The organism is uncultured Sulfitobacter sp. (assembly GCF_947499945.1).
Taxonomy (GTDB): domain Bacteria; phylum Pseudomonadota; class Alphaproteobacteria; order Rhodobacterales; family Rhodobacteraceae; genus Sulfitobacter.
In genome coordinates this window covers 459,921-479,406 of sequence record NZ_CANMQD010000002.1, presented here as the reverse complement: position 1 = coordinate 479,406, position 19,486 = coordinate 459,921, and the positions used below count along the sequence as shown (strand labels likewise).

Below are 19,486 nucleotides of genomic sequence, written 5' to 3'. Positions count from 1 at the left end.
AGCGAAACTTGATAATAATATTCGATCACCTCGACCCCGCAGATTTAAAGAAAGCACGCAGGTCTGTCCTCGCCGCATCAATAGCGACATTGATATTTGCGACCTTGCAAATCAGTGAAGATAGCCACATTGAATTTTTGGAATTCACGCTGCAAATTTCGCAGAATAAAATTGTTAAGCTTGGGCAGGTCGCAGCACTAATTCTTTTGGTGATTTTTTTCTTAAAAATGATCCCAAATGCGATTGTGGCTATCAAAGCTGCGTGGCTTAATCGACTCAAGAGCATTGATCAACATGAGAGCATGACACTTCAATACAGTTGGGGTTGGGACGAAAGCGAAGACTTTGGTGACGATCCCCAAGGGGAAATCAAAGCCCTCGAAAGTAAACAAAAGTATAGAAGAACAAAGTCAGAAAGGTTCTTTGACCGAAATTTAGCTCTTACAAATACGGTTATTGCCTTGGTCATGGACGTTTCGTTGCCAATAGTTTTTGCTTTATTTGCGGTCTGTAATCCATATTTCCTAGCCCAAAGCATCCAAACCAATGACAAGCAACTATTTTTGCTCAAATCGCAGCAAGATGAGATAATAGCGCTTGACGAAGACAACGAGGCACTGGGAGATAGGCTCCCTCCCCTTGAGAGCGAGAACGGAGGCTAGGCACAAACGCGCGTCCTGGTGACTGGAACTTCGGTGGCAGATGACCGGTGCGGGCCGTTAGGTTTTGCCCTTACCCCGCTCCCTACTCCTGAATATGCTTCAAATACGCCACCAGATCCGCAATCGGCTTGCTTGTCATGATCGGCTGGCCTGACTCGGATTTGAGTATCGCGTCTTTTTCCTCAAAGAACGGGCCGTAGATCGGCATGGGGGAACCGTGGGAGACGAGCGGGTCGCTGCCGTCGATGCGCATGACCACGCGCACTGTCGGAAAGCCGTCATGACGTTTGGCGAGTTCGCGCAATGATGGCGGTTGCAGGATGAGCGCGGGTGCAAGGGGCCCGTCGCCCCGCGCCTCTGCGCCGTGGCACACAGCGCAATGTTGGTCATAAAGGTTTGTGCCCATCTCCACGTCCTGCGCCATGCTCATTACGGGCGACAGAATGAGCGTTGTGAGGGCTGCCAATACCAGTTTCATAGGGCTCTCCTTTTGAGTTTCACTGAGCGTAACACAGCAGCGGCGCGCATGGTCTGATCTGGATCAATTTCCGCAGCACGGGCGATTTTGCGCTTGTGCAGGCCCGGTCTCCCCGCGTTAATACTGCCATGCGCTATGCCCTTTTGATTTTGTTATTCCTTGCCGCTTGTGGGGGCCGTCCGCTGACGGAAACAGAGCGGGCGTTTACGGCTGGAATTCACGGGCCTACGCTGGACGTGAGCCGTGTGCGCCTGCATGACGGAGCACCCACGCGGGCGGTGACGTTTCGACGCAAGCCGCGACCGCGGACCACGTGCCGCGAGTTGATCTTTCCGCCGAATACGGAAGAAAAGATCGTGACTTCCAAACCCGCCGCTGTCGCGCTTTATAACCGTGTGCTCTTTGACAAGGACTGGTTCCTTGACGATTACCTGCCCGATTATCCTGACCGCATCGGACTGGTCGCAGCGATGCTGCTTTCCCATGAGTTGACGCATGTCTGGCAGTGGCAGAACCGCAAGCTGACGGGGTATTCACCCCTCAAGGCCGCTAGGGAGCATCAGGTGAGCGATGATCCCTATCTGTTTGATCTGGCGGACCGCAAGTTTCTGGATTTCGGGTATGAGCAGCAAGGCTCGATCGTGGAAGAGATGGTGTGTTGTCGTGCGTTGCAGCCACAAGGGGCGCGGACCAAGCGGTTGCATGCGTTGGTGTCTCAGGTGATGCCAGTTGCAGCCCTGCCGCAGAGCGCCGCGTACGATGTCGGTCTGCCGTGGGACGGCATCGATCTCAAGCGGATATGTATGTGAGGGGCGGAATGGCGCACTATGCGATGATCATGGTGCTGGCGGGGATTGGTATTCCCGTGCTCGCCGCACTCAACGCGCAACTTGGCGTGCGGATCGGCTCTCCTGCGGCGGCCGCCACTGTGCTATTTGTTGTGGCGTTTATCGCCTCATTGGTGGTCGCGTTTTTGGTAGCACCGCAGGGATTTTCCAAGCTGGTAGATGTACCTAAGCATCTGTTTCTGGCAGGTGTATTGATCGCGTTTTATGTGCTGAGCATCACGTTCATTGCGCCGCATTTCGGAGTGGGCAATGCGGTGTTCTTTGTCCTCCTGGGACAGTTGATATCAGCAGCATTGATTGACCACTTCGGACTGTTTGGCGCTCAGGTCTCGCCTGTTAGCCTGACCCGCGCGGGCGGTATCAGCGTCATGGCAATAGGTGTCTGGCTGACACAACAGGCGTGACGGGGCGCCGAGTTTTACGATAATTCGGGCTCAAATTTTTTCAAAAATTTGGCACCACGGTCAGGCGTTTGCGAGACTTGTGATAAGGGTCCATGTGTCCTCCCCAACTTCGACAGGGTCCATGCTCTGCTTGTTCTGGCCGGGCATGCGCGCGCCTTCATCTTGGGCGATATGCGCGGCCAGAGCTTGGACTTTGTCGCCAAAGTCATGGCTCACGCTTGGATCGATGATGAGGTAGTATTGGCCCAGATCGTGAGGTGCGCCCTCAGGCGCTTTGAGGGGTTTGACGTCACGCGACAGGACCGACCCTGTGAGAGCGGCGGCGAGCACTTCGGCCATGAGGCCAAATCCCCAACCTTTGTATCCGCCCATGGAGACAAGCGAACCTTTAATCGCGGCGTTAGGATCGGTGGTGGGGTTACCCTCTGCATCAAGTGCCCAGCCTTCGGGGATGCTCTGGCCCGCCGCTTTGGCCATAGTGATTTTGCCCAGTGCTACTGTCGTCGTGGATTGGTCGAATTGCATTGCGATGCCGCCCTGCCCGTCTGGCACAGAGAATGCGATGGGATTTGTGCCGATGGCGCGGGTCTTGCCCCCTGGTGCAGCGACGATCGGGGATGCATTGGTAAAGCCGATGCCTATCATGCCTGCGAGGGCGATTTGTTCGGTGAAATAGCCCAGCGAGGTGCAGGTGTGGGCATGCGCTACGGATAGGGATGCCACGCCATTTGTGCGTGCGGCATCAAGGGCAACGGGAAGTGCATGGGCAAAAGCGGGTTGAGCAAAACCAAAGCCTGCGTCAGCCAACACGGCCCCTTTGCGCGGGGTGCTGACTTGGGGTGTGACGGTACCAGAGACGCGGCCAGAGCGGAGTTGTTGGCAGTAGCTCTCGACATAGTAGAGGCCGCAAATTTTGTTGCCCACACTTTCGGCTTTGCGCACGGCACGCGCGACTTCCGCGGCGGCGAAAGCTTCGGCCCCGTGTACGCTCAATGCGCGGCGAACGGTTTGTTCGATCTCGTCGAGGGATATCTGTGGCATGTGGAGGGCTCCGATTGGAATGGCGTTTAGACGGCGCGCAGGGTGCCTTTGTCGAGGCGGATCTGGCGGTCCATCCGTGCGGCAAGTTCAAGGTTATGGGTTGCGATGAGGGCCGACAGGCCTGTGCTGCGGACAAGTGCCATGAGGGCGGCAAAAACAGTCTCGGATGTCTCGGGATCAAGGTTGCCAGTCGGCTCGTCAGCGAGCAGGAGTTTGGGGCCATTGGCCAACGCGCGGCAGAAGGCGACGCGCTGTTGTTCCCCCCCCGACAGCTCTGCGGGGCGGTGGGCGGCGCGGGGGGCGACGCCGACACGAGTGAGCAGGTCGATGGCGTGCGCCTCTGCCACATTGCGAGCGATCCCATTGGCGAGTTGCGGCAGGATGATATTCTCGGCTGCGGAGAATTCGGGGAGCAGATGGTGGAATTGGTAGATGAAGCCCACATCGTTGCGGCGTACCGCAGTACGGGTGGCGTCACGCTTGCCTGTCATGTCTGAGCCACCGATCTCGACTGTGCCACTGTCGGGCGTGTCGAGCAGACCTGCGATATGCAGCAGGGTGGATTTACCCGCACCTGAGGGCGCGACAAGCGCCACAACTTCGCCTCGTGCAACTTCAAGGTCGATACCGTTGAGGACCGTAACCTCACTAGGTTTGCCGCTGTTGTAGGCCTTTTTTATGTCGCGCAAGCGCAGAACAGGATTACTCATAGCGCAGCGCCTCAACCGGGTTCATCCGCGCCGCACGACGTGCGGGAAAGATGGTTACAATGAACGAAAGTCCCAATGAGAGCCCTACGGCAGAGAGGACGTCACCCAACTCCAACTTAGCGGGGAGGAAGTAAATGCCACGGATCGACGGATCCCATGCATTTCCGCCCGACATCCAATTCACCAGACCAAAAACCTGATCCACATAGAGCGCAAAGAGGCAGCCAAGGATGACGCCCATGGCCGTGCCGATGATGCCTGTGAAGGAGCCGCAGATGAAAAAGATGCGCAAAATTGATCCCTCTGACAGGCCCATGGTGCGCAGAATACCGATGTCGCGACCCTTATTTTTCACAAGCATGATGAGGCCTGAGACGATGTTCATCGCGGCGATCAGAACAAGAACCGAGAGGATTACAAACATCACGTTATCCTCGATTTCAAGCGCGTTGAGAAAGCCCGACGACGCTTCGCGCCATGTCCAGATCAAGGCACTATCACCAGCGGCGGCGAGGATATCGGGGCTGATGTCCTCTACCTTGTCGGGGTCGGCGACCATGACCTCCAGCTCGTTCACGGCTCCCTCAGAATTGAAGTAGCTCTGCGCCTCGGCCAGTGGCAGATATGCGCGGGTGCGGTCAATATCGTAGCGGCCGGCGGTGAAAATGTAAGTGACCTCATAGGCGTTGATGCGCGGGCTAGTGCCAAAGGCAGTTTTCACGCCATCTGGCGAGATGAGGCGGATCGTATCGCCTACCTGTGCACCCAGTGTGCGGGCGATTCCAGATCCTATGGCGATGCCTTCGCCAAAACGGCCAATGTCCCCTTGGGCCGTTTGGGGATTCGCAATGCGGGGGATGGTGTTGAGGTTCTCGGAGGTGATGCCGTAGACTTCCATGCCTGCGTTGTTACCCTGAAATGTTGCCATGACCTGACCGCGCACGATGGGGGCAACGCGGGTGACACCGTCTACAGCGGCGATTTGGGCGGCCAGTACATCATAGTCGCGGATACTGTGGTCGACACGGCCATTGGGCTGAACCACGCCCATTTCATAGACGGTCACATGAGCGTTTGCGCCCAGAATGGTATCAACAAACTCCGCCCGAAAGCCCGAGCGCACGGCCAGCGTCGCGATGAGGGCAAAGACAGCAAGCGTGATACCGATAAGGCTGATCCACGTCATCGTGCTCACACCGCCCTCACTGCGCCGCGCACGCAAGTAGCGCCATGCGATCATCCACTCAAACGGGGCAAAGGGGGGAGTCTTGGTGGCCATTTCGGTCCTAGCTTACGCGATTTTGCGCACCGTGGGGGTTTGTGGGGTGCGGGTCAAGATGAGGTGGGCGGATCAGGCCGTGGGCGCCGCCGAAAGGGCATGCGCAGGAGGCCAAATATGAGGCTGAGTGCAAGACTGCCGAGGACAAAGCCCACACCCGCGAAGGTCAGCCCCGCAAAATTCATCGGCACCGCAGGTTGGTATGCCTCCCACGCGGCACGGGCAATTTCGGGGTCAGTAAATCGGGTGCCGTTATAAGCTCGCATAAATGGCCCCTGCCCTTGGAGCGTTTCAAGGTCGCGGCGCAGCCGTTCATAGCGTGCGATGGAGCGGGTCATATCGGTGCCACGCCGCTCCAGAAACGGAGTGCCTTGCATCTGGGAAATTGCATCGTCGCGGGTGAGATTCGAGGCCGTGGCGGAGGCGTCAAAATCAGCGACAACTCCGCCCAGTGCATCAACCGCACCGCCCAGCCGTTGCAAATACTGCTGTGAAAATTCCGGGAACTGGGACGTGGCAGCTGCCCCTGCAAGGCCGCCTACAAACACCATACTGCGCAGTATCATCGCCAATAGTACCCCACTCACAACGCGTTGTCCTGATCGCTGCCTAATGCGCAGGGGTCATAAGATCAAGGCGCCCTTATTCAGGCGTGAGCCGCAACAACCGACCATGTGAATTGTCCAGGATCAAGATCGCCCCATCACGGTCAATTTCCACATCGCGTACGCGCATTTTACCATCCAAGAATCGCTCTTCACCCACCACACGGTCACCTTCAAGGACCAAACGCACCAAACCGCCGGGGTTGAGCGAGGCGGCCAAGACGTTACCCTGCCAGCCGTCGAACATTGTCCCATCGTAGAAGGCGAAGCCACCAGGAGCGATGACAGGATCCCAGTAGTATTGCGGCTCGGCAAAGCCTTCTTGTCGCGCTTTTCCACTGCCAATCGCTGAGCCGCTGTAATTCACACCGTAGCTCACAACGGGCCAGCCATAGTTTGCGCCAGCAGCGATTTTGTTAAGCTCGTCGCCGCCTGCGGCCCCATGCTCCAGCGTCCAAAGCGTTCCGTCAGAAGGGCGAATATCCGCGCCCTGCACGTTGCGGTGGCCAAGGCTCCAGACTTCGGAGTTAAAGGGATTCCCCGCAGCCGCGCCGCCCTCAAGATTGACGCGCACGACTTTGCCATAGGTTTTATCGAAATCTTGGGCATATTTGCGCTCACGGGTCGAAAAATGCTCCCCCGTGGTGATGTAGAGGTAGTCGCCCTGCGGCACCACGCGAGAACCGAAGTGCATGGCGTTGGGCGATGGCGGGTCTTGCACAAACACATCGCGCAGTTCGCTCAGGCTAGTGCCATCCGCACTCAGAACCGCGCGGGCAGCGGCGGTGGCTGACATGCCGCCTGCCATCGGTTTGGCGTAGGTCAAAAATATCACACGGCTTGTGGCAAAATCCTCAGCCAATGCAACATCAAGCAATCCGCCCTGCCGCTGAGCCAGCACTTCGGGCACTCCTTTGATCGGCGGCCCTGCCTTGCCGCCGCTGACCAAGCGCAACGCGCCTGATCGTTCAGTCACAAGGTAGCCACCTTCAGGCAGCACTTCGACGCCCCACGGCGTATCAAGACCCTCGGCCAGCACGTCGATTTGCAGCATTACACCGCTTTCAACAGCGGCTGCGCGGGTCTGGTTTTGAAATGCGGGAGTGAATTGCGGGGCGTTCTTTGCGCCCTGCTCAACGCCCTGTGCGCAAGCGCCTGTGGCCATAACAGCCGCTACTGCAAAAGTGAGTATATTTTTCATCGCCACTCCTCATGTCATCAAACATAGAATGGTGCAAAAGGAGCGCAGATCCAGCCCGCGCTCCCTTGATCGGTCAAATTCCGCGAACGGTGAGACCTTTGTAGATCTGGGCAATGCGCTCGACTGCCTGTTCTGGCGGCATCTCTTCGCTCTCGCCTGTGCGGCGGGAGGTCAGCTCAACCACACCATTCTTAAGGCCGCGTGGCCCCACAGTGATGCGCCATGGCAGACCGATGAGGTCCATTGTTGCGAACTTGCCGCCTGCACGCTCATTGCGGTCGTCGTACAGCGGCTCAAGGCCCAGCGCCGTGAGGCTGTCATAGAGTGCTTGGCACGCGCCATCGGCTTCCTCGTCGCCCTGTTTGAGGTTGATAATGCCGCAGTGAAAAGGTGTGACCCCTTCGGGCCAGATGATGCCCTTGTCGTCATGGCTGGCCTCGATGATCGCGCCCAGAAGACGGGAAACACCAATGCCGTGGCTGCCCATATGGACAGGAACGACTTTGCCATCAGGCCCTTGCACGGTGGCACCCATGGCCTCGGAATATTTGGTCCCGAAATAGAAGATCTGCCCAACTTCGATGCCGCGTGCTGTGCGGCGACGCTCTTCTGGGATCTCGTTGAACAGCGCCTCATCGTGGGTCTCGTCGGTGCGGGCGTATTTCGTGGTGAATTCTTCCATCACGGCGGCACATTCTTCGTGGCTGTCATAATCAATCGCACGGTCGCCGAATTTCAGGTCGGTCACGGCGCTGTCATAGAACACCTCCGACTCGCCCGTCTCGGCCAGCACAAGGAACTCATGCGTATCATCGCCACCGATGGGGCCAGAATCCGCGCGCATGGGGATCGCTTGCAGGCCCATCCGCTCGTAGGTGCGCAGATAGCTGACGAGGTGACGGTTGTAGGCGTGCAGCGCATCCTCTTTGGTCAGGTCAAAGTTGTAGCCGTCCTTCATAAAGAACTCGCGCCCCCGCATAACGCCAAACCGCGGGCGCATCTCGTCGCGGAATTTCCACTGGATGTGATAAAGGGTGAGCGGCAGGTCTTTGTAACTACCCACATGGGAGCGGAAGATGTCGGTGATCATTTCCTCGTTGGTTGGACCATATAGCATGTCGCGGCCCTGACGGTCAGTTATGCGTAGCATCTCTTCGCCGTAATCATCATACCGACCACTTTCGCGCCACAGGTCAGCAGGCTGCAAAGTTGGCATAAGCATCGGCACGTGGCCTGCACGTATCTGCTCTTCATGCACGATATTTTCCAGCTTGCGCAGCACCTTAAAGCCCAGCGGCAACCATGAATAAATCCCTGCGGCGTTCTGCTTGATCATACCCGCCCGCAACATATAGCGGTGGCTCACAATCTGCGCCTCAGCGGGTGTTTCTTTCAAAACGGGCAGGAAATAACGGCTCAAACGCATGGGGCGCTCCTCTAAAAACTTCGTCTTTTGCCTAAGCTAAACAAGGCCTCACCACAATCATCAAGATGACTGCTTCTCTATTTTGCCAAATAAAGTCTGGGGAGCCCGAGGGGCTAGCCCCTCGATTCCGAACTCACAGCCGCACGCTGCACCAACCGTAGCGCCACATCAGTAGCCTTGGCCATATCCTGTACCGAAATCCATTCAAGCGGCCCGTGTATTTCCTGCATGCCCGTAAAAATGTTGGGACAGGGCAGCCCCATTTCCGTCAGGCGCGACCCGTCTGTGCCGCCCCTGATTGGGACCGAAACAGGCTCGATCCCTGCATCCCGCACGGCGTTATGGGCCAAATGCACAGGGGTCATGTCATTCTCCAACCAATAGCGCATGTTGCGGTATTGCGGTGTGATCTCGCAGGTGATTTGCGCACGCGGCTCGGTCAGGGCAACAGCCTCACAAACTTTGCGCAGGATTTCGCCCTTGTGGGCCAACCCTTCACGCTCGAAATCGCGTATGATGAAGCCGACGCGGACCTGTGCAGCGTCGCCGGAAATGTCAGTGGCATGGATAAATCCTTCGGCACCGCTTGTCGTTTCGGGCGTCATGGTCGTCTGGGGCAACGTCTCAACGATGCGGGAAGCCAGATGCATGGCATTGACCAGCTTGTCCTTGGCCCAACCTGGATGGATCGAGACGCCTGTGACGGTGACAATGCCCCGATCCGCCGAGAATGTCTCATGCTCCACCTCCCCCGGTTTGGAGCCGTCGAAGGTGTAGGCAAAATCGCAGGCCATATCGGCAGGCAGGCGCGGATCGACGCCGCGACCGATTTCTTCGTCAGGGGTGAAGGCAAGGCGCAGTTTACCGTGCGGGATATCGGGATTTTCCAGCAAATGGCGTGCAGCCGTCATGATGATTGCTACCCCTGCCTTGTCATCTCCGCCCAGCAGCGTGGTGCCAGAGGCGGTGATCAAGTCATGTCCCACACACTCGGTCAGATGGGGCGAGATATCTGGGCCAAGGCGGCGCTCGGGCGCATCGGGGAAGGTGATATCGCCACCATTGTACCCTTGGATCAGGCGCGGCTTTACCCCTGTGGCATTGAACTGCGGGGCGGTATCCACATGGGCGCACAGGCCGATGGTCGGCCCTTCAGCAGTCGCAGGCACGGTGGCGAGCACGACGCCGTAATCGGTGAGCTGCACGTCGCTTGCGCCCATTTCCTCCAGCTCCGCCACAAGCATGCGGCTCAGGTCCAGCTGGCAGGCTGTTGAAGGCTGGCTGGTGCTGCTCTCGTCCGATTGTGTGTCCACAGCGGCATAGCGCATCAGACGGGTTTGGAGTTCAGTATCAAAGGCGGTGCGCATCAGTGGCTCCTTTTGTAAAGTTCTGGGCAATCGTGGCGCTGCGCAAGCTGGTGTCAAGCAGTGCTGTCTTGACCGACAACAAACAACTGCCCCAACAGGGCCGCACGGGCGATGGCCTGCGCCGTTGTATCCACATCAAGCGCGTCGCGTGCCCCGCGCAGGTGTTTCTCGACTGTCGCGACGGACAGGCCAGTTACCACGGCCACATCCTGCATGGATTTACCCTCGGCGATCCATTCGAGCATCTCGCGTTGGCGCGGGCGCAACGGGTTGCGTTTGGAGGGCAGCGGCATCCGTGTGATGTTGAGATGTGCCGCAATACACATGGTCTCGATCGCCTCGCCGTGGTCCTGCCACAGCGCATCCATTTTTGCCTGCGACCAGTCGCGCTGTCCCATCATGCCCAACCCCCCTTTGAGGCGCGTGGTGTCCGAGGGAAAGCTGAGCAAGTAGCCTGCAGGTTGTCCTGCAGCCCCCATTTCTTCCAAAAACCGCTGTTCGTCGCGCGGCAATCTTCCCGCCTGCGCTTCTTCAAGGAACCACCCCCAAGAGACTGTTCCGTCATTCTCAGCCATCCAGCGATAATGCGGCGAGCGACGGTAGAGGCCTGTTTCGATGTAGTCGGTAAAATCCTGCGCGCCCATCGAAGACAAAAACAGGATATCCTGTAGATCGCCCAGCGACATGCCATAGCGCGATCGGGTCAGCCCATAGCGCACGGCAGTGATTCCGAAGAACCCCAGCCCTTCCAACAGCAACGACCAGACCTCGCCATAGGAGGATCCTTTGAGGATGCGGGCCGTCTGGCGCATTAACATCGTGCTACTTGGTGTTTGGATCACGGCAGACATCTTTCAAACTCCTGACGGGATAGAACATTCTAAAGTGTAGAGTGGGCCAAGGTACACTGTCCAGACAAGCGAAAAACCGCCCCAAAGCGCGTAGATCCAAAAGCAAAACAACAAGAAGACATGGAACAGGCCTGAACCTTTGATCCACCCTGTGCGTCGCGTTTGGGACATGCACAGCTGCATGTTACCCAGCGATAATGGATGACCCGATGATTAAACAGATATGTACCGCCGCCGCCTTTGCGACCACCCTTGGCATGGCGACAACCGCCAATGCCGACAACATTGTCGAGATTGCCTCTGCCGATGCGCGGTTCTCGACGCTGGTCGCGGCAGTCCCCGCAGCAGGTCTGGCCGAGACACTGCAAGGTGCCGGACCTTTCACCGTCTATGCCCCGCTCAATGATGCCTTCGCCGCCCTGCCCGAAGGCACGGTCGAGACATTGCTCATGCCCGAGAACAAGGGCCAGCTGATCGATATCCTGCTCTATCATGGGGACGACCGCAATCTGCCCGCCGAGGCGATCCCCACAGGCTCTACCTACTTCAAGCGGATCAACACGGCCGAGCGGTTGTGCATCACCAAAAATGCCGATGGCGTAAACATTGCGGACGGCACGGGCGAGATGGCCACAGTTGTTGTCGCGAACATCAAAGCGGACAATGGCGTGATCCATGTCATCGACAAAGTGCTGCTGCACGGCACACGCCCTGCCTGCCATAAACTGCGCGCCCTAGCGAAGAATCCAAGGCCCTGCCCCAGTAGGTAGGGCCTTTTCAGGTCCGCAGCTCTGCTGGCCCCTTGAAAACATAGGCGTCATGGGCGATGTGTCATGCAACCTTCAGGAGCGCACGCTATGGCACTGCCGATCAAAGACCAGATGAAATATTGGGGCGTCGCCGCAGCCGCTATAATGGTGATATTATGGTTTATGGGGGATGTATTGCTGCCCTTCGTGCTGGGCAGTGCAATTGCATATTTCCTCGATCCCGTGGCCGACCGCCTAGAGCGGCTGGGCTTGACGCGGGCCATGTCCACGGCGGTGATTACTGTTGTAGCGCTCTTGGTATTTGTCATCATGGCGCTTTTGGTCATTCCGACGCTGGTGTCCCAAGCGGTCAATCTGTTCGAGATTGCACCCGATCTAACCAAGCGCCTCAGCCTTTGGGTGACCGAGCGTTTCCCTTCACTGCTTGAAGAAGGCTCGACGCTGCAAAGCTCGATTAATTCGCTGGGGACAGTGGTAAAGGAGCGCGGTGGTGAGCTTTTAAATACGGCGCTCAGCTCTGCCGCCGGCATCATCAACATCATCATGCTGTTTGTGATCGTGCCTGTGGTGGCGGTTTATATGCTGCTTGATTGGGACCGCATGATTGCGCATGTGGACGGGCTGTTGCCGCGCGATCATGCCCCTGTAATTCGCCGCCTTGCCCGCGATATCGACAAGACACTGGCCTCGTTCATTCGCGGGATGGGTACAGTTTGCCTCATCCTCGGAACCTATTATGCTATTGCGCTGATGCTGGTGGGCTTACAGTTCGGGCTGGTCGTCGGGTTCATCGCGGGGCTGGTCACGTTCATCCCCTATCTCGGTGCGCTTATTGGCGGTGCCTTGGCGCTTGGGTTGGCCTTGTTCCAGTTCTGGGGCGATTGGGTGTCGATCGGCCTTGTGGCAGGTATTTTTGTGATCGGTCAGGTGATCGAGGGCAATGTGCTGACGCCCAAGCTTGTGGGGAATTCCGTTGGTCTGCATCCTGTCTGGTTGATCCTATCGCTGTCGGTTTTTGGCACGCTCTTCGGCTTTGTCGGGATGCTGGTAGCCGTGCCTGTTGCGGCCGCACTTGGGGTGATTGCACGCTTTGGTGTGGGGCAATATCAGGACAGCCTGCTGTACCGTGGGACAGAGCAGCCGCACACGACATTCACCGAAAAGTCCGAGTAACATGGCCGTCCAGCTGGGATTTGATCTGCCGGTGCGGACCGCGCGGGGACGAGATGATTTTCTGATCGCCCCCTCGAATGCGATGGCCGTGGCCATGATCGAGAACTGGCGCAACTGGTCAGGTGCCAAGATGGTGCTGAGCGGCCCTGTCGGCGCAGGTAAAACCCACCTCACCCATGTCTGGGCGCAAGCGGCGGATGCAAAAATAATCGCTGCGCAGGATTTGCGCAGCGAGGACGTGCCGACGCTTGCAAAAAGCAGTGTAGCGATTGAGGACATTCCGCAGATTTCAGGGGATGCAGAAGCGCAAACTGCATTGTTTCACCTCCATAATATGGTGCTGGCCGAGGGGCATACGCTGTTGCTCACCGGAACAGGCACGGTGGGTCATTGGGGCTTGCAGCTGCCCGATCTGGTAAGTCGCCTGCAAGGGGCGATGGAAACCACGATTGATGCGCCTGACGATGCGCTTCTGGCGGCGGTTTTGGTCAAGCTATTGGCAGATCGCCAGTTAATGCCACCGCCTGATGTGATCCCTTACCTGCTCAAGCGGATGGACCGCTCATTTGCAGAGGCAAACCGGATAGTGGCAGCCCTTGATCATCAAAGTCTTGTGCTCAAACGCCCGATCACACGTGCGTTGGCGGGGCAAGTGCTGGACAATCTCCCCCAAGGCGGGTGATAGTCGGACAACCCCGTCTTATTGCTGTTACATTTCTTTGGGATAGCTACGTCCATGTCTGATGCCGACTTCCTGACTGCACCTTTTGATCCTCCTGTTGATCTTCCTGATCTGGACCTGACAGGTCCGGGGCGGTTCCAGAACCGTGAGTTGAGCTGGCTCGGCTTTAACTGGCGTGTGGTCGAGGAGGCCGAGAACCCCCGCGTGCCGCTCTTGGAGCGGTTGCGATTTTTGTCGATCTCGGCGGATAATCTGGATGAGTTCTATACCGTGCGGGTCGCAGGTCTGCGTGAGTTGGCGCAGGCAGGCAATACCACCCCCGCCGCCGATGGCCTGACCCCTGCCGAACAACTGGTGCTGATCAACCAGAATGCCCGCGCCCTGATGATGCGCCAGCAATCGGTGCTGGTGGATTTGCTGCGCGAACTTGATGATCAGAACATCATGCTGGAAGGGCCACAAGACCTGAGCAAAGACGACCTCAAGGCACTTGATGATGTGTTCCTCAACAAAGTGTTTGCGGTTCTGTCGCCGCTCGCAATTGACCCCGCGCATCCCTTCCCTTTTCTGCCCAATACCGGCTTTGCCCTCGCGGTGCAGTTGGAGCGAGTAAGTGATAAAAAGCCGCTGCAAGCTCTGCTGCCGATCCCTGCGCAAATCGACCGTTTTGTGACCCTTCCTGCACCAGACGGGCGCAGGCGCTTCCTGCCGCTCGAAGAGTTGCTGGTGCTGAAAATTCCTGACCTGTTTCCAGGTTATAAACTCAAGGCGCATTTTGAATTTCGCGTGTTGCGCGATAGTGATTTGGAAGTAGAGGACGAAGCCGAAGACCTTGTGCGCGAATTCGAAGTAGCGCTGAAACGTCGCCGGCGCGGCGAAGTCGTGCGGATGACCCATTCGGCGGGGGCGCCGCCCAAACTGCTTGCCACGATAATGGACGAGTTGGGGGCGAAGCCGCAGGACGTGATCGAGATTGACGGCATGATCGGTATCGATGATCTGTCACAGCTGGTGAGCGAAGATCGCCCTGATCTGCTGTGGCCCCAATTCATCCCGCGTATCCCGGAGCGGGTCAGCGACCATGACGGCGACATGTTCAAAACCATGCGCTCGAAAGACATGCTTTTGCACCACCCTTACGAGACATTCGATATGGTGGTGCGGTTCTTGCAGCAGGCCGCGCGCGATCCGAATGTAGTGGCGATCAAACAGACACTCTACCGCACGTCGCGTGACAGCCCGATTGTCGAGGCGCTGTGCGAAGCGGCGGAAGACGGCAAATCCGTCACTGCACTGGTCGAGTTGAAAGCCCGTTTTGACGAAGCTGCAAACATCCGCCAGTCGCGGCGGCTGGAGCGTGCTGGTGCGCATGTGGTTTATGGCTTCATCGACCTCAAGACGCACGCCAAAATATCGACAGTGGTGCGCCGTGAGGGGGACGAGTTAGTCACCTATACCCATTACGGCACGGGCAATTATCACCCCATTACGGCGCGAATTTATACCGACCTGTCGCTCTTTACCTCCGATCAAAAGCTGGGGCGCGATGCGACAAAGGTCTTCAATTACCTGTCGGGATACGCACAGCCTGCGCATCTGGATAACCTTGCCATTTCGCCGACCACACTCAAACCGCGCCTGCTGGCGATGATTGCGGCAGAGGCCGAGCATGCCAACGCAGGCAAGCCAGCAGTCATCTGGGCCAAAATGAACAGCCTTGTGGATGACGAGGTGATTGATGCGCTTTATGCCGCCTCCAACGCAGGCGTACAGATCAGCCTTGTGGTGCGCGGCATTTGTGCCTTGCGCCCCGGTGTGCGAGGATTGTCCGAGAACATTCGCGTTAAATCTATTGTGGGCCGTTTCCTTGAACACAGCCGAATCGTGTGTTTCGGCAATGGCTACGGCCTGCCGCACAAAAAGGCGCGGGTGTTTATGTCATCCGCTGACTGGATGGGCCGCAACCTTAACCGCCGTGTCGAGACGTTGGTCGAGATCGAGAACGCCACCGTAAAGGCCCAGATCACGAGCCAGATTATGGCGGCGAACCTTGCTGATATTGCGCAAAGCTGGGTTATGGCGCCTGACGGCAGCTTTACCCGTCCACCCCTGCCTGAAGGGCAATTTGCCTTTAGCTGCCACCGCTTTTTCATGGAAAATCCATCGCTGTCGGGCCGTGGAACGGCAGGCGCGTCGGATGTGCCAAAGCTCACCCATACCGAAGACTGACGCGCGCGTCGGTTCCCCTTTGGTTAGTGATTGACGCGGGGCGGGGTATGGGCCACCCTTCCCGAAATTTCCGCCTCACCTGCCGGAGTGCGCATGACTGATCTGATCCCCACGACCCCTCCCGTTCCTGAAACCGGCGTGGCCGATCTGGGACTTTTCGGCAAACCTTTGTTCCAAGACCCTGGTGCGCGGGCGCTGCGGCGCGTTGGTGTGGTTGATGTCGGCTCCAACTCTGTTCGGATGGTGGTGTTTGATGGGGCCGCGCGAAGCCCTGCGTATTTTTATAACGAAAAGATTATGTGCGCCTTGGGTTCAGGCATGGCCGATACGGGGCATCTTTCGCCTGAGGGCCGCGTGCGTGCCCTGTCCGCTATGCGGCGGTTTTCAAAACTGGCCGAGGGGATGGGCTTGTCTGAAATGACCGTAGTGGCCACGGCAGCGGTGCGCGATGCCTCTGACGGGCGCGAGTTCTGCGAGGAGGTCCGCGCAGAGACGGGCCTGAAAATTTGGGTCATCGATGGTGAGGAAGAGGCGCGACTGTCGGCGCAAGGTGTCCTGCTTGGCTGGCCCGGTGCCTACGGTCTGGTGTGTGATATCGGGGGTTCCTCGCTGGAACTGGCGGAGATTTCGGGCGGACGCGTGGGCAAGCGGGTGACATCATCGCTTGGACCACTCAAGCTGCGCGATATCAAAGGCGGTGCCAAAGCACGCAATGCCCACATCAAAGAAGTAATGCAGGCCCTCGCCGAGAAGATGGGCGATCAGCGCGACCGCATGTTCCTTGTGGGTGGCTCATGGCGAGCGATTGCACGAATTGATATGATCCGCCGCGGATATCCGCTGCACGTGCTGCATGAATACCGGATGACACGTCAATCGGTGCGCGACACAGTTGAATATATCCGCACCAATGACATTGAGGAGTTGCGTACGCTTGCGGGGGTCTCTTCCGCACGGGCGTCACTGGTACCCTATGCTTGCGAAGTGCTGAGCCGACTGGTCAAGACCTTCAAGCCAAAGGATATTGCGATCTCAAGCTATGGCATCCGCGAAGGGATGCTCTATGAGCAGATGCCGCAACGCCTGCGCGATCGAGATCCTCTGATCGAGGCTTGCCGCTTTGCCGAAGATAAAGATGCGCGCTCCCCCGGTTTTGGCCGCATGCTCTATAACTTCATTCTACCACTTTATAAATCAGCCTCCGAGCCGCGCAAGCGACTGATCAAAGCCGCGTGTTTGCTGCATGATGTCAGTTGGCGCGCGCATCCCGATTACCGCGCTGAAGTCTGTTTTGACAATGCCACGCGGGCAAACCTTGGTGGGTTAAAACACTCCGAGCGGATTTTCATGGGGTTGGCCCTCATGCATCGCTATTCCAACAAAAGCGAGAATGCACGGTTTGGCGATCTGTTCGAAATGGTAGATGCACAAACCCGCGCCGAAGCAGAAATTCTGGGCAAGGCCATGCGTTTTGGCGCGATGCTGTGGATGGATAAGGTGGCAGAGCTTGGCGAGATGCGCTGGTATCCGAAGAAAAAAGAACTGCATTTGCGGCTGAGCCCAGAGATGATGCCGCTGTTTGGGGAAGTGGCAGAAGCGCGGTTCAACTCGCTCGCCTCATCGCTGGAGGCACAAGCGATTGTGACCACCGCAAAGCGTTAAAGCTCGATCTGGGGCATCTGCTCTTCTGGTGTCAGCTTTGGCACATCGGGCTTGCGCCGAATGATGATGTCGCCATTAGGTTGGACTTCTGGCGCTTCATAGACGCTCCAGTCCTCGACTTCTTGCAGCATGCTCAAGAGTTTGGGCCCCATTTCGCTTACGAAATCCTGCAAGGCGGGGCCTGCCTCTTCCATCAACTTGGCCATCTCGTCTATGGCGGGGGCCATCTCCTTCATCAACCCTTCAAAGAAAAGCTGCGCACCACGCTCCATCAGCGTCGGCCCGTCCTCCTGCGCCATAAGCGGTGAGGCGAGCATCAAAGTGACAAGCGGGACGGCAATGATCTGTTTCATAATTTTAATATAGGAGGTATCGGCGAAAATTCCAAACTACAGCTCGATATCAAGCGTGACGGGAAAGTGATCGGAAGCGGTAACAAGGGCATCGCGCAGCGTGGGATCAGTCCAACAGATCGGGTCATCCAGCGGGTGCCAAATACGCCAACGCGGGTTTCTCGCGCGAAGCATGGGGCAAACCATGATGTAGTCGAGGAGCGCTTGTAAAAACCTGTCCTCTTCACGAATCCAAAAACGCGATGTGGTAGGCATCGCGCCAATCCGCTGACCCAATGCACGCGCAGCATGCGGATCAAAGAGCGGATGCGAACCCTCTGCGCCAAGGATCACCTCGACCGAGGAGCGGCCAAACAGATCCTCGAACACATCCAAACCGGGGCCGTCGTTGAGATCGCCCATCAGCATCAATGGTGTGCCGGTCTCGATGCTTTCGTCAATGCGTGCGCGTAGCCAGACCGCTTGGGCCAGTTGCTTGCGACGGTTGGCAATCGATATCTGCATGGCGTGTGCATCGTCGCGAGCACCGTATGGAGCCTTAGATTTGAGATGTGCACCGATCATGCGAAAGTCAAAACCAGAGCCTGTTTTCAGAGCCAGCTCCAGTGGCGGTTTGGAGAACACGACCTTATCTTCAGTGGCATCAATATCAAGATCGATGCGCAAAATGCCATCAAAACGCGGCGCACCTGTGGCGCCATCTGGTCCTGTTTCGGCCCCTTGGGGATCATGCTGTGCCGTGAGGGTATCCGGGTCAAAGAGCAGGGCAATTTCCTGTTGGGTGTTATTGCTGAACCCCATAACCGCCGTTCGTGCCCGTAAATCGAATGCAGAGGCAAAGTTTTCGAGCGCAGTAACAGTGCTGCTTTTTCGGCCAGTATCAGGGGCTTCAATCACCATCACGGCGTCTGCATCAATGGCCTGAAACACTCGTCCCACTGCTGCAATCTGTTGGGCGCGGGTAACGTCGCGGCGGCCAGACCACCCCTCATCCACACGCAACCTGTCATCGTTGTCAAAGAGATTGGCGAACCACTCCACATTATATGTTGCAATGCGCATCAGGCGGCCTTGCCCGACAGTGTCTCCCAAGCGCGATTGATATCAATCATCCGCTTTTCGGCAAGTTTCACGGCTTCTTCGGGCAGACCGCGTGCGATCAGCGCATCAGGATGATTTGCGCGCACAAGCTTGCGCCACGCGGCGCGCGCCTCCTCACGGCTGGCGTTCTGCGCAATGCCCAGCACGGTATGCGGCAGCGGCGAGCTGTTGGGAACAAAGCGCGCGCGCATGGTCTCGAATGCCCCTTCTGGCAGAGCAAAGATATCGGCAACTTCTTCGAGAAACGCATTTTCGTTCGGGTGATAGATGCCGTCAGCCATGGCGATGTGAAACAGCCCCTCCATCAGATCGCACAGGATAGAGGCATCATCGCCAAACATGTTTTTGATACGGCGGGCATAGTCATCAAATCCTGCGACATCAGTCCGGGCAAGGTTAAAAACCTTGGCAGCACCTGCTGCGTCTGTATCGGCGATCTGGAACACTTCGCGAAAGGCAGTGACTTCGTCGCGGGTGACCTGCCCGTCTGCTTTTGCCATTTTGGCACCAAGTGCCACCACCGCAATCGTAAAAGCGACGGAACGTTGGGGCGCTGTGCGCAGGCGGTCAAAGACAGCCGATAGCCCCTCGCCAGAGGCGAGAGCAGAGAGGGCTTCGGAAATGCGGGTCCAGATTGACATGAG

Annotated in this window: 20 protein-coding genes; 8 read left to right on the top strand and 12 right to left on the bottom strand. The window is 57.5% G+C overall.

Annotated features, from left to right (window positions below):
- Nucleotides 1–8: 8 nt before the first annotated feature.
- Nucleotides 9–662, top strand: a complete 654-nt coding sequence (locus Q0775_RS12490; protein WP_298861196.1) for a hypothetical protein — start codon at nt 9–11, stop codon at nt 660–662.
- Between the two features lie 82 nt (nt 663–744).
- Here the strand turns inward: Q0775_RS12490 and Q0775_RS12485 are convergent, their stop codons facing one another.
- Nucleotides 745–1,140 carry a cytochrome c gene (locus Q0775_RS12485; RefSeq protein WP_298861193.1) on the bottom strand — a complete coding sequence of 132 codons (396 nt, stop codon included), beginning with the start codon at nt 1,138–1,140 and terminating at the stop codon, nt 745–747.
- A gap of 128 nt (nt 1,141–1,268) precedes the next feature.
- On the opposite strand from Q0775_RS12485, the gene Q0775_RS12480 reads away from it, so the two are divergent.
- Both Q0775_RS12480 and Q0775_RS12475 read left to right on the top strand, forming a co-directional pair.
- Nucleotides 1,269–1,949 carry a hypothetical protein gene (locus Q0775_RS12480; protein WP_298861190.1) on the top strand — a complete coding sequence of 227 codons (681 nt, stop codon included), beginning with the start codon at nt 1,269–1,271 and terminating at the stop codon, nt 1,947–1,949.
- A gap of 8 nt (nt 1,950–1,957) precedes the next feature.
- Complete coding sequence (locus Q0775_RS12475) at nt 1,958–2,392, top strand: DMT family transporter (RefSeq protein WP_298861188.1); 435 nt, start codon at nt 1,958–1,960, stop codon at nt 2,390–2,392.
- Between the two features lie 60 nt (nt 2,393–2,452).
- On the opposite strand, the gene Q0775_RS12470 is transcribed toward Q0775_RS12475, so the two are convergent.
- From Q0775_RS12470 to Q0775_RS12435, 8 genes are all read right to left on the bottom strand, one after another.
- A complete protein-coding gene (locus tag Q0775_RS12470; protein ID WP_298861185.1) occupies nt 2,453–3,433 on the bottom strand; it encodes an Ldh family oxidoreductase in 981 nt (326 codons plus the stop codon).
- 26 nt (nt 3,434–3,459) lie between these two features.
- Nucleotides 3,460–4,143 (bottom strand): ABC transporter ATP-binding protein, encoded by a 684-nt coding sequence (locus tag Q0775_RS12465; RefSeq protein WP_298861183.1) that lies wholly within the window; start codon nt 4,141–4,143, stop codon nt 3,460–3,462.
- A complete protein-coding gene (locus Q0775_RS12460) occupies nt 4,136–5,422 on the bottom strand; it encodes a lipoprotein-releasing ABC transporter permease subunit (protein ID WP_298861180.1) in 1,287 nt (428 codons plus the stop codon). Before Q0775_RS12460 ends, Q0775_RS12465 begins: the two co-directional genes overlap by 8 nt.
- Nucleotides 5,423–5,475: 53 nt before the next feature.
- Nucleotides 5,476–6,009 carry a DUF2937 family protein gene (locus tag Q0775_RS12455; RefSeq protein WP_366863576.1) on the bottom strand — a complete coding sequence of 178 codons (534 nt, stop codon included), beginning with the start codon at nt 6,007–6,009 and terminating at the stop codon, nt 5,476–5,478.
- Between the two features lie 55 nt (nt 6,010–6,064).
- Complete coding sequence (locus Q0775_RS12450; RefSeq protein ID WP_298861177.1) at nt 6,065–7,228, bottom strand: PQQ-dependent sugar dehydrogenase; 1,164 nt, start codon at nt 7,226–7,228, stop codon at nt 6,065–6,067.
- Nucleotides 7,229–7,301: 73 nt separating this feature from the next.
- Nucleotides 7,302–8,654, bottom strand: a complete 1,353-nt coding sequence (gene proS / locus Q0775_RS12445) for a proline--tRNA ligase (RefSeq protein ID WP_298861174.1) — start codon at nt 8,652–8,654, stop codon at nt 7,302–7,304.
- A 113-nt stretch (nt 8,655–8,767) separates the two neighbouring features.
- On the bottom strand, nt 8,768–10,021 hold the full coding sequence (gene pepT, locus Q0775_RS12440) for a peptidase T (RefSeq protein WP_298861172.1): 1,254 nt from the start codon (nt 10,019–10,021) through the stop codon (nt 8,768–8,770).
- Between the two features lie 53 nt (nt 10,022–10,074).
- Complete coding sequence (locus tag Q0775_RS12435; RefSeq protein ID WP_298861169.1) at nt 10,075–10,872, bottom strand: LuxR family transcriptional regulator; 798 nt, start codon at nt 10,870–10,872, stop codon at nt 10,075–10,077.
- Between the two features lie 257 nt (nt 10,873–11,129).
- Here Q0775_RS12435 and Q0775_RS12430 point away from each other — a divergent pair, with 257 nt between their 5' ends.
- The 5 genes from Q0775_RS12430 to Q0775_RS12410 all read left to right on the top strand — a co-directional run bounded on the left by Q0775_RS12430 (nt 11,130) and on the right by Q0775_RS12410 (nt 17,388).
- Complete coding sequence (locus Q0775_RS12430; protein WP_298861800.1) at nt 11,130–11,642, top strand: fasciclin domain-containing protein; 513 nt, start codon at nt 11,130–11,132, stop codon at nt 11,640–11,642.
- Between the two features lie 87 nt (nt 11,643–11,729).
- The gene (locus Q0775_RS12425; protein WP_298861166.1) at nt 11,730–12,815 is read left to right on the top strand and encodes an AI-2E family transporter; all 1,086 of its coding nucleotides are present in this window, start codon (nt 11,730–11,732) and stop codon (nt 12,813–12,815) included.
- Between the two features lies 1 nt (nt 12,816).
- A complete protein-coding gene (locus Q0775_RS12420) occupies nt 12,817–13,497 on the top strand; it encodes a DnaA/Hda family protein (protein ID WP_298861164.1) in 681 nt (226 codons plus the stop codon).
- Between the two features lie 54 nt (nt 13,498–13,551).
- A complete protein-coding gene (locus tag Q0775_RS12415; RefSeq protein WP_298861161.1) occupies nt 13,552–15,726 on the top strand; it encodes an RNA degradosome polyphosphate kinase in 2,175 nt (724 codons plus the stop codon).
- Between the two features lie 93 nt (nt 15,727–15,819).
- Entirely contained in the window at nt 15,820–17,388 is a 1,569-nt protein-coding gene (locus tag Q0775_RS12410) for a Ppx/GppA family phosphatase (protein ID WP_298861157.1), read from the top strand.
- Here Q0775_RS12410 and Q0775_RS12405 read toward each other — a convergent pair.
- The 3 genes from Q0775_RS12405 to Q0775_RS12395 are packed head-to-tail and all read right to left on the bottom strand — an operon-like array spanning nt 17,385 to nt 19,483.
- Nucleotides 17,385–17,741, bottom strand: coding sequence for a hypothetical protein (locus Q0775_RS12405; RefSeq protein WP_298861154.1), 357 nt, complete (start codon nt 17,739–17,741; stop codon nt 17,385–17,387). The genes Q0775_RS12410 and Q0775_RS12405 overlap by 4 nt on opposite strands.
- A 36-nt stretch (nt 17,742–17,777) precedes the next feature.
- Nucleotides 17,778–18,803 carry an endonuclease/exonuclease/phosphatase family protein gene (locus Q0775_RS12400; RefSeq protein WP_298861151.1) on the bottom strand — a complete coding sequence of 342 codons (1,026 nt, stop codon included), beginning with the start codon at nt 18,801–18,803 and terminating at the stop codon, nt 17,778–17,780.
- Nucleotides 18,803–19,483: a molecular chaperone DjiA gene (locus Q0775_RS12395; protein WP_298861149.1), complete on the bottom strand. Its 681-nt coding sequence runs from the start codon at nt 19,481–19,483 to the stop codon at nt 18,803–18,805. Before Q0775_RS12395 ends, Q0775_RS12400 begins: the two co-directional genes overlap by 1 nt.
- Nucleotides 19,484–19,486 lie beyond the last annotated feature (3 nt).

What these genes read in the sequence shown, in the direction of transcription:
- Q0775_RS12405 (WP_298861154.1), bottom strand. Translation starts at nt 17,741, where the DNA reads ATGAAACAGATCATTGCCGTCCCGCTTGTCACTTTGATGCTCGCCTCA.
- Q0775_RS12460 (WP_298861180.1), bottom strand. Translation starts at nt 5,422, where the DNA reads ATGGCCACCAAGACTCCCCCCTTTGCCCCGTTTGAGTGGATGATCGCA.
- Q0775_RS12450 (WP_298861177.1), bottom strand. Translation starts at nt 7,228, where the DNA reads ATGAAAAATATACTCACTTTTGCAGTAGCGGCTGTTATGGCCACAGGC.
- Q0775_RS12420 (WP_298861164.1), top strand. Translation starts at nt 12,817, where the DNA reads ATGGCCGTCCAGCTGGGATTTGATCTGCCGGTGCGGACCGCGCGGGGA.
- Q0775_RS12475 (WP_298861188.1), top strand. Translation starts at nt 1,958, where the DNA reads ATGGCGCACTATGCGATGATCATGGTGCTGGCGGGGATTGGTATTCCC.
- pepT (WP_298861172.1), bottom strand. Translation starts at nt 10,021, where the DNA reads ATGCGCACCGCCTTTGATACTGAACTCCAAACCCGTCTGATGCGCTAT.
- Q0775_RS12410 (WP_298861157.1), top strand. Translation starts at nt 15,820, where the DNA reads ATGACTGATCTGATCCCCACGACCCCTCCCGTTCCTGAAACCGGCGTG.
- Q0775_RS12395 (WP_298861149.1), bottom strand. Translation starts at nt 19,483, where the DNA reads ATGTCAATCTGGACCCGCATTTCCGAAGCCCTCTCTGCTCTCGCCTCT.
- Q0775_RS12415 (WP_298861161.1), top strand. Translation starts at nt 13,552, where the DNA reads ATGTCTGATGCCGACTTCCTGACTGCACCTTTTGATCCTCCTGTTGAT.
- Q0775_RS12480 (WP_298861190.1), top strand. Translation starts at nt 1,269, where the DNA reads ATGCGCTATGCCCTTTTGATTTTGTTATTCCTTGCCGCTTGTGGGGGC.
- Q0775_RS12485 (WP_298861193.1), bottom strand. Translation starts at nt 1,140, where the DNA reads ATGAAACTGGTATTGGCAGCCCTCACAACGCTCATTCTGTCGCCCGTA.
- Q0775_RS12400 (WP_298861151.1), bottom strand. Translation starts at nt 18,803, where the DNA reads ATGCGCATTGCAACATATAATGTGGAGTGGTTCGCCAATCTCTTTGAC.
- Q0775_RS12430 (WP_298861800.1), top strand. Translation starts at nt 11,130, where the DNA reads ATGGCGACAACCGCCAATGCCGACAACATTGTCGAGATTGCCTCTGCC.
- Q0775_RS12435 (WP_298861169.1), bottom strand. Translation starts at nt 10,872, where the DNA reads ATGTCTGCCGTGATCCAAACACCAAGTAGCACGATGTTAATGCGCCAG.
- proS (WP_298861174.1), bottom strand. Translation starts at nt 8,654, where the DNA reads ATGCGTTTGAGCCGTTATTTCCTGCCCGTTTTGAAAGAAACACCCGCT.
- Q0775_RS12465 (WP_298861183.1), bottom strand. Translation starts at nt 4,143, where the DNA reads ATGAGTAATCCTGTTCTGCGCTTGCGCGACATAAAAAAGGCCTACAAC.
- Q0775_RS12470 (WP_298861185.1), bottom strand. Translation starts at nt 3,433, where the DNA reads ATGCCACAGATATCCCTCGACGAGATCGAACAAACCGTTCGCCGCGCA.
- Q0775_RS12425 (WP_298861166.1), top strand. Translation starts at nt 11,730, where the DNA reads ATGGCACTGCCGATCAAAGACCAGATGAAATATTGGGGCGTCGCCGCA.